Source organism: Sporofaciens sp. JLR.KK001, assembly GCF_036941055.1.
Lineage (GTDB): Bacteria > Bacillota > Clostridia > Lachnospirales > Lachnospiraceae > Sporofaciens.
This window is the reverse complement of record NZ_JAYMNO010000001.1, coordinates 2,671,217-2,685,672: the sequence shown is the minus strand read 5'-3', so window position 1 is coordinate 2,685,672 and position 14,456 is coordinate 2,671,217. Positions and strand designations below refer to the sequence as shown.

General features: G+C 48.8%; 11 protein-coding genes and 2 pseudogenes. All 13 read right to left on the bottom strand.

Annotation, left to right across the window (positions count from 1 at the left end; genetic code table 11):
- Positions 1-40: 40 nt before the first annotated feature.
- On the bottom strand, positions 41-1,054 hold the full coding sequence (locus VSQ62_RS13780) for a sensor histidine kinase (protein ID WP_334635450.1): 1,014 nt from the start codon (positions 1,052-1,054) through the stop codon (positions 41-43).
- On the bottom strand, positions 1,051-1,719 hold the full coding sequence (locus VSQ62_RS13775; RefSeq protein WP_334635449.1) for a response regulator transcription factor: 669 nt from the start codon (positions 1,717-1,719) through the stop codon (positions 1,051-1,053). Before VSQ62_RS13775 ends, VSQ62_RS13780 begins: the two co-directional genes overlap by 4 nt.
- A gap of 22 nt (positions 1,720-1,741) precedes the next feature.
- Positions 1,742-3,280 (bottom strand): 2,3-bisphosphoglycerate-independent phosphoglycerate mutase, encoded by a 1,539-nt coding sequence (gene gpmI / locus VSQ62_RS13770; protein ID WP_334635448.1) that lies wholly within the window; start codon positions 3,278-3,280, stop codon positions 1,742-1,744.
- 42 nt (positions 3,281-3,322) lie between these two features.
- Positions 3,323-4,147, bottom strand: coding sequence for an alpha/beta hydrolase (locus tag VSQ62_RS13765; protein WP_334635447.1), 825 nt, complete (start codon positions 4,145-4,147; stop codon positions 3,323-3,325).
- A 77-nt stretch (positions 4,148-4,224) separates the two neighbouring features.
- Complete coding sequence (locus tag VSQ62_RS13760; protein WP_334635446.1) at positions 4,225-5,073, bottom strand: 4Fe-4S binding protein; 849 nt, start codon at positions 5,071-5,073, stop codon at positions 4,225-4,227.
- 1 nt (position 5,074) lies between these two features.
- Positions 5,075-5,173, bottom strand: a pseudogene (locus tag VSQ62_RS13755) (SEC-C metal-binding domain-containing protein); the annotation flags it as partial.
- 1,149 nt (positions 5,174-6,322) lie between these two features.
- A pseudogene (locus tag VSQ62_RS13750) lies at positions 6,323-6,466 on the bottom strand (DnaJ domain-containing protein); the annotation flags it as partial.
- A 23-nt stretch (positions 6,467-6,489) separates the two neighbouring features.
- The gene (locus VSQ62_RS13745; protein WP_334635445.1) at positions 6,490-8,190 is read right to left on the bottom strand and encodes an Hsp70 family protein; all 1,701 of its coding nucleotides are present in this window, start codon (positions 8,188-8,190) and stop codon (positions 6,490-6,492) included.
- A gap of 89 nt (positions 8,191-8,279) precedes the next feature.
- Positions 8,280-8,915 (bottom strand): nucleotide exchange factor GrpE, encoded by a 636-nt coding sequence (gene grpE, locus VSQ62_RS13740; protein WP_334635444.1) that lies wholly within the window; start codon positions 8,913-8,915, stop codon positions 8,280-8,282.
- A gap of 212 nt (positions 8,916-9,127) precedes the next feature.
- Entirely contained in the window at positions 9,128-9,877 is a 750-nt protein-coding gene (tpiA, locus tag VSQ62_RS13735) for a triose-phosphate isomerase (RefSeq protein WP_334635443.1), read from the bottom strand.
- Positions 9,878-10,131: 254 nt separating this feature from the next.
- Positions 10,132-11,325, bottom strand: a complete 1,194-nt coding sequence (locus tag VSQ62_RS13730) for a phosphoglycerate kinase (protein ID WP_334635442.1) — start codon at positions 11,323-11,325, stop codon at positions 10,132-10,134.
- 86 nt (positions 11,326-11,411) lie between these two features.
- The gene (gene gap / locus VSQ62_RS13725) at positions 11,412-12,425 is read right to left on the bottom strand and encodes a type I glyceraldehyde-3-phosphate dehydrogenase (RefSeq protein ID WP_334635441.1); all 1,014 of its coding nucleotides are present in this window, start codon (positions 12,423-12,425) and stop codon (positions 11,412-11,414) included.
- Positions 12,426-12,693: 268 nt separating this feature from the next.
- Positions 12,694-14,439, bottom strand: coding sequence for an AAA family ATPase (locus VSQ62_RS13720; protein WP_334635440.1), 1,746 nt, complete (start codon positions 14,437-14,439; stop codon positions 12,694-12,696).
- Positions 14,440-14,456: the final 17 nt, after the last annotated feature.

The window sequence follows — 14,456 nt, the reverse complement described above, 5'->3', positions numbered from 1 at the left end:
TGCAGTAATCTTACAATTTTGAAAGATTAAAAATCAAGCCTTATAACTCCTTTGCAAGATAGCTGCTCACCGGGAATTCTAAGATCATCTCCGTCCCTTCCTGTTCACGGGACTTCACATCTATCACAATCCCCAATTTCTGACACATCCTTTCGCATAGATAGAGTCCCATCCCCGTGGAACGCTCCCTCTTGCGCCCGTTGCTCCCTGTAAATCCCTTCTCGAAGATGCGGTCAAGTTCTTCTTCCCTGATGCCGATACCGTTATCCCTCACAGTCAGACGCACTCCATGCCCGTACTTAGCCGTGCTGATCCAGATCCGGGCGCCTTCCTCTCTCCGGTATTTCATACTGTTCAGTACAAGCTGATTCAGGATAAATGTGATCCACTTCCGGTCCGTATACGCAGAATCCCTGCAGTCTATCTCGGCCTGCACCCGGCTCTGAATCAGACAGAGCTTATTCTTTTTCAGCACCTCTGCAGCAATTTCCTGCAGATCCGTCTTACGGATCACATAATCCTTGTACACCTCATCCGACCTGGCATAGTAGAGCGCCATATCCACGTAATTCTCGATCTTCTGGTTCTCCAGACGGATCCGCCGCGTACTGTCATTCTTATCATTCTCACACATCAGGTCAATGCCCGTGATCGGCGCCTTGATCTCATGCACCCAGCTCTCGATATATTCCCGGTATTCCTTCTGTTCATCTTCGATCTGCCGGATCCGTTCAATGACCGACTTGTTGGAGATCCGAATCAGATCTCTGTACAGCTGATCCTCAAGCCTGTGGGACGCCGGCATCAGTTCTCCCAGAAGATACCGCTGATCCATCTTCGCAAGAACCGTCTCTAATTCCTCAAAATAACATTTTCTGTTATAATACCCATATCCAAGCCACGCAGTCAGAATCAGGAACCAGAAGATGACGATCAGCAGGTAATATTCCGTCTCATATCCCGTAGCAGATAAAAATCCTGCTAAAAGCAGCATACAGGTCATATGCAGCACTATAAGCAGGATTTTATCTCTTAAATATTCTGTAAGCTTCATATCCGATACCCCATTCCCCGCTTCGTCTCAATCAGGCCACAGACTCCGATCTCCCGAAGCTTTCCGCGGATACGCGTAATATTGACGCTCAGTGTATTATCATCAATGAACACCTGGTTATCCCACAGATACTCGATCATATCCGCCCGGGGGACGATCTCACCCTTCTTCCGAAACAAATAATGCAGGATCTTCAACTCGTTCTTAGTAAGCTCCGTCTGATGTGTGCCGCAGCTTACCATTCCTCTTGCAATATCAAGCTCCACACCCTTATACACAAGCTTTTGCTCTTCTTCCCTTGTATCCCGGTGTGTTCTCTTAAGAACTGCCGCGATCCTTGCCAGAAGGATCGGCGCCTGAAAGGGCTTGGTGATATAATCGTCTCCCCCTTTCAGCATTCCGTTCAGCTCATCCATCGAATCCGTCCGGCTGGTCACGAAGATCACCGGGACCTCGGATTCTGCCCGTATCTTCGTACAGATACCGAAGCCGGACTCTCCTGGAAGATTCAGATCCAGCAGCACAAGGTCCGGCTTCTCTGCCAGCACGGCAGAAGCAACGTCCGAGAAGTCTTCAAGGGCAGTCACCTGATACAACGCATTCTCCAGGAGCACTCTAAGCTCCTGACGGATGACAGCATCATCCTCCGCAATCATAATATTCATAAGAATCTATTTCACAAGCAGGCTATTTCACAAGCAGGCTCTTCCCGGTCATCTCTTTCGGCTGTTCCATTCCCATAAGCTCGATCAGAGTCGGCGCAATATCTGCCAGGCAGCCGCCCTCCCGAAGCTTATAAGCAGGATCGGCATTTACCAGGATGAACGGCACCGGATTCGTAGTGTGCGCGGTAAACGGCTCGCCCGTCTCCTCGTCGATCAACTGCTCCGCATTCCCATGATCCGCACAGATAAACATCTGGCCGTCCACATCCTTGATCGCTTCCACTGCCTTCCCAACGCATTCGTCCACAGCCTCGATCGCCTTGACCGCCGCAGCCTCTACGCCGGTATGGCCTACCATATCCGGGTTCGCGAAGTTAATGATGATCACGTCATATTCTTTGGAGCGGATCGCGCCCGTCAGCTTATCGCATACCTCGTACGCGCTCATCTCCGGCTTCAGATCATAGGTTGCTACCTTCGGTGAGTTCACAAGGATCCTGTCCTCGCCTGCATTCGGCTCTTCCACACCGCCGTTGAAGAAGAAGGTCACATGGGCATACTTCTCTGTCTCAGCGATACGCGCCTGCTTCTTCCCGTTGGAGGCAAGGAATTCCCCGAACGTATTGGTGATCTCTTCCTTGACGAATGCCACCTGCTTATTCTCGATGGTCACGTCATACTCCGTGAAGCACACATAACAGGTCTTCACCCTCTCGCCTCTGTCGAAGCCTGTGAATCCGTCGTCGCAGAAGGTCCTGGTGATCTCTCTTGCACGGTCCGGACGGAAGTTGAAGAAGATGATCGAATCGTTATCCTTAATGGTCGCAGCCGGAGCGCCGTCCTTCATCACAACGGTCGGAAGCACGAATTCATCCGTCGTATCCTTATCGTAGGAAGCCTGGATGCCTTCCGGCCCGCTTACCGCCTTCTCGCCCTCGCCGTATACCATGGCGCGGTATGCCTTTTCCACACGGTCCCAGCGGTTGTCGCGGTCCATCGCATAGTAGCGTCCCATTACCGTCGCGATCTCGCCTACACCGATCTCTTCCATCTTCGCCGCAAGCTGTTCTACATATTCCTTCCCGGAAGCCGGAGGCGTATCACGTCCGTCTAAGAAGCAGTGTACATATACCTTCTCGATGCCCTGACGCTTCGCCAGCTCCAGAAGACCATAGATATGTGTATTGTGGCTGTGCACGCCGCCGTCGGACACCAGACCGAACATATGGAGCGCGCTGTTGTTCTTCTTCACATTCTCACATGCAGCAAGAAGCGCCGGATTCTCGAAGAAATCCCCGTCCTGGATCGCCTTCGTGATCTTGGTAAGATCCTGATATACGATGCGTCCCGCGCCCATATTCAGATGCCCTACCTCGGAATTGCCCATCTGTCCGTCAGGAAGCCCTACCGCCATGCCGCTTGCATTGCCCCTGACAAACGGACACTCGGCCATAAGCCCGTCCATAACCGGAGTTCTGCCCTCTAAGACGGCGTTGCCCTCTTTCTTCTCATTCAGTCCGTAGCCATCCAATATCATCAGTACCGTTGGTTTCTTGTTCATAATAACGTAACACTCCTTTGCTCAACATTTTTCATATTCCATCTACCCAAATAACCTCTCAAGCCATGCGTCTGCCAGATCGATCCACCTTGCACACTCTGCCTGCACGCCTTCCCCGTTCTCCCGTTCCACAACAGGGCTTGCAAGGCTTAAGCCGTGCGCTCCCTCAGGGAATATATGCAGCTCTGCCGGAATATTCTCCCTGCGAAGCGCCATGGTAAACAGCAGTGAATTCTCTACCGGCACCGTCTCATCCTCCATCGTATGCCAGAGGAAACAAGGAGGCGTCGACTTTGTCACCTGCTTCTCCAGAGATACCTTCTCTGACGACGATTCGTACTCATCACCCAACAGCATCTCGAAGCTCTCTGTATGCGCATACTTCGGATCCGCAGTAATGACCGGGTAACTCAGCATGATCCCCCTTGGCCTTAACTCCTCTGTCTCTGCCCGAAGCCTTGAAGCAAGAAAGTCCTGATCCCAGAAAACGCCGTAGCTTGCCGCAAGATGTCCTCCCGCCGACGAGCCCTGCACGACGATCCGATCCGCATCTACATTCCACTCTGCGGCATGATCCCGAATGAGCTTCACTGACCGGCCGACTTCTAAGACCTGTGTCGGGAAATGGACCGGAGCCACCGAATAACGCAGCACGCAGGCATGGTAGCCCTTGCTTAAGAAATGCAGCGCCGTCGGCTCGCCCTCTCTGTAACTGGTCCGCATATACGCGCCGCCCGGACAGATCAGGATCAGCGGGCGTCTCTTCACCTTAAGGCTCCCGTCGTAGGGCGTATCCTGGATATAAACCTGAAGTCTCGCATACTCGGCAGAACCTTCCTCCCGTATCGGTATCTCTTCATAAATCATGTCAAAACCCCTTTCGGTCTTATATTATACAATACTTTGTCCTATTTTAAAATAAATTTCGTTAAAAAATTATTGAATTATAAATTATGGAATCTCTGTCCGGCATCCCCCGGTATGCCGCACTCGCAAGGCACTGCCGTCTGACACTTCCCGCATCCCAAACGTGGCGCATGATGCTTCTTTACATGCAGCAGCCAATTGTGGCAGGGCAGATGCTCCTTCCCTTCTGCCGAGATCGCATGAACCGGACAGCGCTCTATACATTGGCCGCACTGGATACAGTAATCATAGAGTCCCTGATACGGCCGCACATCCGCCTCTAATTCAAGGGATGTCACAAGACTGGCGAACCGGCCCGCCATCCCCTTGCGCGTAATGATTCCCTTAGACAGGCCGAACGTACCAAGCCCGCAGATATACGCCGCATGCCTTTCCGACCACATGCTCCCGTATACCTCCGTCTCAGAACCCGTATCCGGCTTCTGATTCATGAAGGCACAGAACCTTTCATCCAGCGCCGGAGCGCAGGCCGAATACCCCTCCTGGCGCAGACTGTCCCGCAGTCCTGCAATAAACGTCCGCAGATATTCATTCCCCTCTATCCTGCAGTAAAGCCATTCAAGCGACGGCTCTTCGGGGCATCCCCGATTGCTCTTCCTCGCTTCTTCACTGATCGGAAAGAACAGAGATATCACCGTCTGCGCTTCTGCAAGCCACTCCTTTGGCGAGCGGTGCCAGGGTCCGACCGCTTCCGGCTTCTTATACTCGTCAAACAGCGGATCAGCGGCAGAGCCGATTCCAACCAGCGGCTCGTCGAACATCCTCAATGGTCTTCCTGCCCCATCCGCTTCTTCTACAATGACCCGATTGCCCTCCATCCCGGCATATAATCTCTGAACCAGAGCTTCAAGCTGTGCGCGTTCCATTTTAATTCCCTTCTTTCTTTTTCATACAGCAGTGTTTGTATTTCTTCCCGCTTCCGCACGGACACGGGGCGTTACGCCCAATCTTCTTTTCTCTTCTCACATACGGCGTGTCATCCTCGTAGACTACTGTTCCCTCAATTCTCGTCCTTTCCTGCGGATACCGTTCAAAATATATACCGCCTCCTATATATGGCTCCAGACGGCAGTATTGCTTCAGCAGGCTGTCTTTCAGATATTCCAGGTTCTTCCCTTCTCTTAACCGCCTTGCGAAGTCTTCGAGCCTCTTAAAATATTCCGGATATTCTGCCTCGACTATATCAAGCTGGGGCAAAATATCCTGCCGTTCTTCGATCATACACAGCTTCATATCCAATTCTTCAAATGTCCGGATGTGCGAAGGCATATCATCCACCATAAAATATATATCCGAACAGATTCGCATGGTCTCGCTGAGTCTGGAATCTTCACGGAAAAGATTATCCCGTCTCCTTCCTTCAAGCTCTTCTACCAGGTTTTTCCCGAATCCCGAACGGCTGGCAGCCGAAAAAAGCTCTATAATCTCCTGGATCATAGGATGGTTCTGTCTATCATTCAATGCCGGATGAAGAATCATCACTGTCACGATCTGAGACAGAATATCCATATTCTCCTCTACATAGATACTGTATTGCTCAAGAAAAGCCTTAAAAGGCTTAAGCACAGCCGACAGATCCCCACCGGTGACCATATACATTGCCATCAGCCCTGAAAATCCTTCCAAGACCTGCGGGATCTCTTCTCTCTTCCATCGCTTGCCGCTGCCGATAAATTCTGTCAGCACATGGATTCCCCTGTCATATTGTTCGTAAGAGTTGCAGGACACGGAGAATTCCAGAACAAAATCATTGTCCCGGCATCCCAGCTCATACGCCTTGTCAAACGCTCCAAACGCCTTTCGCGTATATCCGCGTTCCTGATAGGAAACAGCCAGTTCCCGCCAGAACCACTTATTGTCCGGCTCTTTTGCCACCAACTCTTCACCGCTTTTTACTGCTTTTCCTGTATTACCGGCTCTCCGGCGCGCATATGTCATCAGATACAGAAACTGTATCTCCTCCGGGAAAATCCTGTAGGCCTCTTCACACGCATCCCGAAACCGTTCATCATCTCCGGCTTTTTGATAGATCTGAATCTGTTCTAAGAATTTTGCGGCCCCTGGATCTTTCGGCGGAGCAAATACAGGCCCCTGATCTTCCGGCGCATCCTTCAAGTGTTCATAAGCCTCTCTGATCTCCCGGAATTTCTCCGGGTCCTTCTCCGGCGAATGCTGCCTGACCAGCGAGAAATATGCTTTCTTAATCTCGGCCTGCGCCGCCCCCTGCTTGACTCCTAATATCTCATAATAAGTGCTCATTGCTCTTTTCCTCTTTTCTAATGTTATCCTTCCAGCATATCCAGGAGCTCTTCTTCCAGCTCTTCCGCCGATTCCAGATCCTCTTCGATCAGCGCGCACTTCAGCTCATACAAGGTGTCTTCCAGGTCTATGCGGTACAGGACATCCAGAGTATCTGCATTCTTAAGCCTGCGCTCAGCCCGCCGTATAACCGTTCTGAACTGCTTGGCATAAGAAGAGTCCTTCCATCTGCTTACATCCGTTATCTCATGATCTTTTGCCGTCTGTTCCATCATATTGATCTCAACTGCCGCCTCTTCTCCCGTACTTACGATCTTCGCTTTGACCTCCAGCATTCCGTTCAGATTGTAGGCAAACTCCACTTCCACCTTCTCCTCTCCGGCCTCCTTCCATGGAATGCCGGATACCACAAACTCTCCCAGGAAATGATTCTTGCGCACATCATCTGCTTCTCCCTGGTACACTTCTATCTTAGCCGCCGACTGACCGTCCCAGCTTGTAAAATAGGTATTCTTCCTGGATGTGGGTATCGTTACATTCCTTGGAATGACCACGCTCATATAATTCAGATCAAAACCGGACAGTGCGCGGACTCCCAATGTATATGGATTTACATCCGTCATGATCAGACTGTCTTCCCCGCTTATGGTTCCCTCGATGATACCCGCCTGAATGGCAGACCCTTCCGCAACCGCATAATCCGGATTCAGGGCCTGCGACGGCTTCTTCTTGAGATAACGCTCAAGATCCCTGCTGATCATCGGTATACGTGTAGAACCGCCCACCAGAAGGATCCTGTCAATATCTTCCGGCAGGATCTCGCTGTCAGCTAACACGATATCGATCGGGTTATGCGTCCTCTCCACCAGATCCTTAACCATCTCTTCGAACTCACTGACCGTTATAGTCTCATCCAGTGCAATAGGATTCCCGGCTTTCTGAGCAATGAACGGGATCACGATCCTGCAGGAATCCTGCGTGCTCAATTCCTTCTTACACCATTCTGCCTGCTCCTTTAACTTCACCATTGCCGCCGTGTTCTTCTCAAGGTCGATACCTTCCTTCTTCCGGAACTGTCTGAGCATCCATTGGATCAGACGTTCATCGAAATCCTTGCCGCCAAGCTTATTATCCCCGCTGCTGGCCTTTACCTCCAGCACGCCGCCAAACATCTCCAATAATGTCACATCAAATGTCCCGCCGCCAAGATCATAGACCAGGATATGGCTCTCTTCCTCCATATGCCCGATCCCATAACTAAGCGCCGCCGCCGTGGGCTCATTGATGATTCGCTCAACGGTAAATCCCGCGAGCTTCCCTGCCTCCACTGTCTCTTGCCTCTGCAGGTCATCAAAATACGCCGGAACAGAGATCACAGCACGCGAAACCTCTTCCTTCAGATATTCTGATACATAATCTTTGATATGAGAAAGAAGCATGGCAGAGATCTCCACCGGAGTGAACTCCTTACCGCCCATATGTATCTTCTCTTTCGTGCCGATCTTGCGCTTTACCTCTATTACCGTATCTTCCGGGGCCATAAGATACTGCGCTTTTGCCTTGTCCCCAAATACAAAATTCTTATCCTGATCTATTCCAACTGCAGAAGGTGTGATCACCTCTCCGTCATAATTCAATATCATCTCCGGCTTTCCGTCTCGGATAATGGCTGCCTCCGATGTAGATGTCCCCAGATCTATTCCTATAATCGTATCCGTACTCATATGCCCTGCTCCCGCTTTCTTTTGTATTCTTATTTAGTCGCTGCCTTTTGACAGGCTGCTTTCATACTTCACTCTATGTAATCCTGTCTTTATATACCTCTCTCCAGGCCCGTTCCTTGTTCCTGACCGTCTGTCTGTACATAACGATAGGCGGCCACCTTCGCTTTCTTCTTTACCACTCCCATATATACATATCCTGGATGATAGATCTCTGCGACAACCTGCGCCCTTTCCTCTTCCGCTGTATCTATGATCTCGATCACCTCATGAAGTGCATAGTCCACCCTGACTCCTGTCTCTTCGATCAGGCTGATCCCGCCGGAGATCTGCTTCCCTCTCACAGCATTTCTGATCAGATCTATCTGCACCACCCATGCCGGGTCATGCTCTGCGGCATACCGCATCATATTCCACACCTGCTCCTGGTACGCATCCAATACCTGCAGCAGTTTCTCCTGACCAGACTCTAACTCGGCAATCCTCTTCTGACTCTGTGCCTCTTCCTCGCGCTGCTCTTCTAATGCATCCAGACAATCCTCCAGCGCCATATCATGTTTACGGACATCTGTTCCTATCTGCCGGATCTCCTTAGACAATGTATCCAGAGATTCCTGTCCCTTCGAATTCTTATCCAGGACCTCCCTAAGCATTCCCTCCATTCCGAACCGATACTTCTTCTCTTCTGCCTCTTTTTCATTCTTATTACGAAATGAAAATATTCCCATGTTCCTTCTCCTTTTGCCTGACGGCTCCTGCAAACATCCCGCCAGCGCTTTCTTATCTTATCTCTTTACTAATTGTATCACACGAGCATCTGTATTAAAAGAAATATTTCCAATTGTTCAAGAAACCAAAAAAGGGGTATCAAAGGAAATACATTCCTTCAATATCCCCATTTTCATCGTATTATTAACAATCAGTGTTCACAGACGTGCGCTTATTTATAGTTAACGATCTTACCGAAGTCAGCCTTCAAAGAAGCGCCGCCTACAAGGCCGCCGTCAATATCAGCCTGTGCGAACAGATCTGCCGCTGTAGTTGCATTGACAGATCCGCCGTACTGGATACGGATCTCTGCTGCTGTGGCATCATCATACACTTCTGCGATACATGCACGGATTCCTGCACAAACCTCCTGAGCCTGCTCTGTTGTAGCTGTCTTGCCTGTTCCGATCGCCCAGATCGGCTCATAAGCGATCACTGCTGTCTTAGCCTGATCTGCCGTTACATTCTGGAAGCCAACCTTAACCTGCTGACGGATGAAGTCCATGGTCACGCCCTGCTCTCTCTGCTCCAATGTCTCGCCGCAGCACATGATCGGTGTGATACCATGCTCGAATGCCTTCAGGACCTTCTTATTCACATCCTCATTAGTCTCGCCGAAATACTCTCTTCTCTCGGAATGGCCAAGAACAACGTATTTAACACCTGCATCTACCAGCATGTTAGGAGAAATCTCGCCTGTATAAGCGCCGCTCTCCTCGAAATACATATTCTCTGCTCCAACCTGGATATTAGTGCCTTTTGCAGCCTCTACGACCGGAACGATATCGATTGCCGGCACGCAGAATACTACGTCGACTTCGTCGTTCGCTACTAATGGTTTTAATTCCTCTACTAATGCAACTGCCTCGCTTGGAGTCTTGTTCATCTTCCAGTTGCCTGCTATAATTTTCTTCCTTGCCATGTTTGTTGGTCTCCTGTTCTGTATTATTGTTGAAAGGTAATGTAACTTCACCTTACTAAGTTCATCCTTCACTGGGGGGGATGTTCACTTCTCTAGGCTCGTAAAAAACCTCGCCAAGTGCTTACTTTAAGTAACTTCACCTTACTAAGTTCATCCTTCGCCGGGGGATGTTCACTTCTCTAGGCTCGTAAAAAACCTCGCCAAGTTCAGTGAACTAGGTAAACGCTAGGCTCGATAAAACCTCGCCAAGCTTTTTACCTATCATTAGCAGCCGCTACGCCTGGTAACTCTTTGCCTTCCAGGAATTCGAGGGATGCGCCGCCGCCGGTTGAGATGTGGGTCATCTTATCTCCGTAACCTAACTGGTTTACTGCCGCTGCGGAGTCGCCGCCGCCGATGATGGTCGTAGCTTCTGTATCTGCCAGCGCTTTCGCAACCGCTTCCGTACCGTTTGCGAACTTCGGCATCTCGAAGCAGCCCATCGGTCCGTTCCATACAACCGTCTTGGCATCCTGTACGGCGTCACAGAAGATCTTCACGGTATCCGGCCCGATATCAAGCCCCTGCCATCCGTCCGGAATCTCGCCTGCCTTAACCACCTTGCTGTTTGCGTCATTGGAGAAATCATCCGCGATCACAGTATCAACAGGGAGCAGCAGCTTCACGCCCTTCTCCTCTGCCTTCTTAAGCATATTCAGCGCATATTCGCAATAATCTGCCTCCAGAAGGGATCCGCCTACGCTTCCGCCCTGCGCCTTTGAGAATGTATAAGACATTCCGCCGCCGATGATCAGAGTATCCACCTTGTCAAGAAGATTCTCGATCACAGAGATCTTGCTGGAAACCTTCGCTCCGCCGAGAATCGCTACGAACGGTCTCTCCGGGTTATTGACTGCATTGCCGAGGAAATCAATCTCTTTCTGCATTAAGTAACCTACTGCCGCCGTATCTACGAACTGTGTCACGCCTACGTTAGAGCAGTGTGCGCGGTGCGCGGTTCCGAATGCATCATTCACAAATACATCGCACAGAGAAGCAAGATCCTTGCTGAATGCTTCGCCGTTCTTCGTCTCTTCTATTCTGTAACGGGTATTCTCAAGAAGAACCACTTCGCCGTCCTGCATAGCCTCTACCGCTGCCTTTGCGTTGGCGCCGACAACCTCCGGATCTGCCGCGAATTTTACTTCCTGATCAAGAAGCTCTGACAGACGCTTTGCTACCGGTGCAAGAGATAATTCCGGCTTTGGCTCTCCCTTTGGCTTGCCAAGGTGTGAGCACAGAATAATCTTCCCTCCGTCAGCGATCAGCTTCTTAATAGTCGGAAGCGCTGCCACCAGACGATTCTCATCCGTGATCTTCCCATCGATAAGCGGTACGTTAAAGTCACATCTTACCAACACTTTTTTGCCTTTTACATTAATGTCATCTACTGATTTTTTATTGAGCATGTAAATTGCCTCCTAGATATTAATTGTCATCATGTTGAAAAAGGATCCGGTCCTATATCAGACCGGACCCTTTGGGTATTCCAGAATTATGCTAATTCAGAGAAGTATTTGATTGTTCTTACCATCTGGCTTGTGTAAGAATTCTCATTGTCATACCATGATACAACCTGAACCTCTGTTGTTCCGTTGTCTAACGGGCATACCATTGTCTGTGTAGCATCGAACAATGAACCATATCTCATACCAACGATATCGCTGGATACGATCTCGTCTGTGTTGTATCCGAAGGACTCGTTAGAAGCAGCCTTCATAGCCTCGTTGATCTGATCAACTGTTACATTACCTTCAACAACTGCTGTCAGGATTGTGGTTGATCCTGTAGGTGTAGGAATTCTCTGAGCAGCTCCGATCAGCTTGCCGTTCAGTTCAGGAATAACAAGACCGATAGCCTTAGCTGCACCTGTGCTGTTAGGAACGATATTCACTGCTGCTGCACGTGATCTTCTCAAGTCACCCTTTCTCTGCGGTCCGTCAAGAGTCATCTGATCACCTGTGTAAGCGTGGATCGTGCACATAATACCAGACTTGATCGTTGCAAGATCATTCAGAGCCTTAGCCATTGGCGCCAGACAGTTTGTTGTACAGGAAGCTGCGGAGATAACGGTATCCTCTGCTGTCAATTTGTCATGATTTACATTGTAAACGATAGTAGGAAGGTCATTTCCTGCCGGTGCGGAGATAACAACTTTTCTTGCACCTGCCTTAACATGTGCGGAAGCTTTCTCTTTAGATGTGTAGAAACCTGTACACTCCAGAACAACGTCTACGTTCAGGTCTCCCCATGGAAGCTCTTCAGCGTTAGCCTTTGCATAAATCTTAATCTCTTTGCCGTCAACAATGATAGAATCCTCTGTTGCCTCTACCTTGTCGCATAAAGCGTATCTGCCCTGTGAAGAGTCATACTTTAACAGATGTGCAAGCATCTTAGGTGATGTCAGATCGTTGATCGCTACAACCTCATACCCTTCTGCCCCAAACATCTGTCTGAATGCAAGACGTCCGATACGTCCGAATCCATTGATCGCTACTTTTACTGCCATGATTAATTCCTCCTAAAGTTTTATTAACTGTTTACGCAGTCCTTTGATCGTGAAGCTTTTAACCTGTTACTTTGTTAAATAATCCTCAACTGGTAATAATTGTACTAAATCTGGTAATAAAATTCAAGTGCTTTTCCCATTTTTATGTAACTTGTTCAAAAAGATATCATCTTCCTATATAAACTGCATAATACAGCCACACAGGGCTCTGTAAATTGTTCTTGATTACAAAAAATTACCAGATAAGCCTGAGTAAGAAACACATAGCTTACTCAAGCTTAAATACCGACCCTTTTCCCGCTCCCGGCACTGTAACCTTCCGGATCAGACATTTCTTCTGAAAAAATGCTGCTCCGTAACACTGTACTGCCTTATACCCGTTCAGATACCTGGAAGCGTATTTTTTCAGATCAATCTGCTGCAAAGCTTTCCGGCAATCCTTCTCCATCTCATCTTCCGAATCAGAATGCTTTACCTCAACAATAATTACCTTCCGGGTCTTCCGGTCTTTTACAACTACATCTGCTCTGCCAAGTCCATTTTCATCATTGAAAGTGACCAGATATCCTGCCCCTGAAAATAATCCCGCCACAAACGCATGATAGTAATCTTCTTTATAATCGTAATAACTGATGGCATCATTCAGAATAATGGAAACGGCATCCGCCACCGTTTTGTCGTCACCATCCCACCAGGCAGCAAACATCTCTCTCCGTTCTGCCGCCTTAATCCCAATTGTCTCCTGAAACCATTCCACAATCGTATCTCCAAAGATCGTTTTTATCTCCTTATTGGGAATCTTAAGAATGACTTCACCGCTATCACTTTTTCCTCTACTCCTGTCGATTGTCAGATATCCAGTAAAATAAAGAATACTCCAAAAATCTTCTTCTGCAGCATTTTCAAAACAGTAAGTAGAATCTTCCGTTAGCCTTGATCTGATACTTCCTCCTGACAACAGTTTCTCAAACTTATCATTGACATCCATGCCGTCCTTCCCGACAAATTGCCTGATGATATTGTTATGGCTCGTATCCTTCCAGTAATTCCCCAGTATCTTGTCTGGTTCACGCAATACATCCGACACATAATTCGACACATCCCACGGACAATAGATATCATACTTACCAAAATGATATCCGTCGTACCACTGTTTTATCCTTGAAAGCCGTGTCAACTGCCCCGTATCCTCAAGCATCTGCTCCACTTCCCTCTCCGTGAATCCAAAGCTGTCCAGATAGTGGCTCCCTGCGATAGAATTAGATTTAAAATTATTCGCACCGGTAAAGATGCTCTCCTTCGCAATACGCAGGCACCCGGTAACTACCGCAAACTGCAGAAATCTATTTGTCTTAAAGGAAGTACTCATCATGCTCCGGATCACATTCAGCATCTTCGGATAATAGCCATATTCACTGGCCTTCGCCAGAGGAACGTCATATTCATCGATCAAAAGAATGACCGGCTTGCCATAATGAGCATACATCATCCGCGCAATAATAAAAAGGCTGTTCCGAAGCTCCGCTTCTGTCGCTTTCCCTGCTTTCAATCTTGCAAAACGATCCTTATCGTCTGCATCTGTGTGCACACTCTCAAGCAGATAGGCATGCTCCACGCACAGACCGGCCAGATCAAGCGCCATCTGCTCATAGGAATCCTCAAAATTGTCATTCGCAACATCCTTAAAAGAGATAGAAATCACCGGCCACTGATTCATCCACTCTGCACACAATTCCTCATATCCCATGATCTCAAGGCCTTCAAAAATATCCTTACTATCCTTACGGATATCAAAGAAAGCTTCCAGCATACTCATATTCAGTGTCTTCCCGAAACGGCGCGGACGCGTGATCAGATTGACCTTAAAATCTTCTTCTAATAATTCCACAATAAATCTCGTCTTATCTACATAGTAGCTCTTCTTTTTCCTCAGGAGTTCAAAATTCTCCTCCCCGACAGGAATCCTGGCCTTCTCCATATCACACACTCCTTCCGGAAAAAGCAAATCTTCCATAAAAATGTACCGCTTGG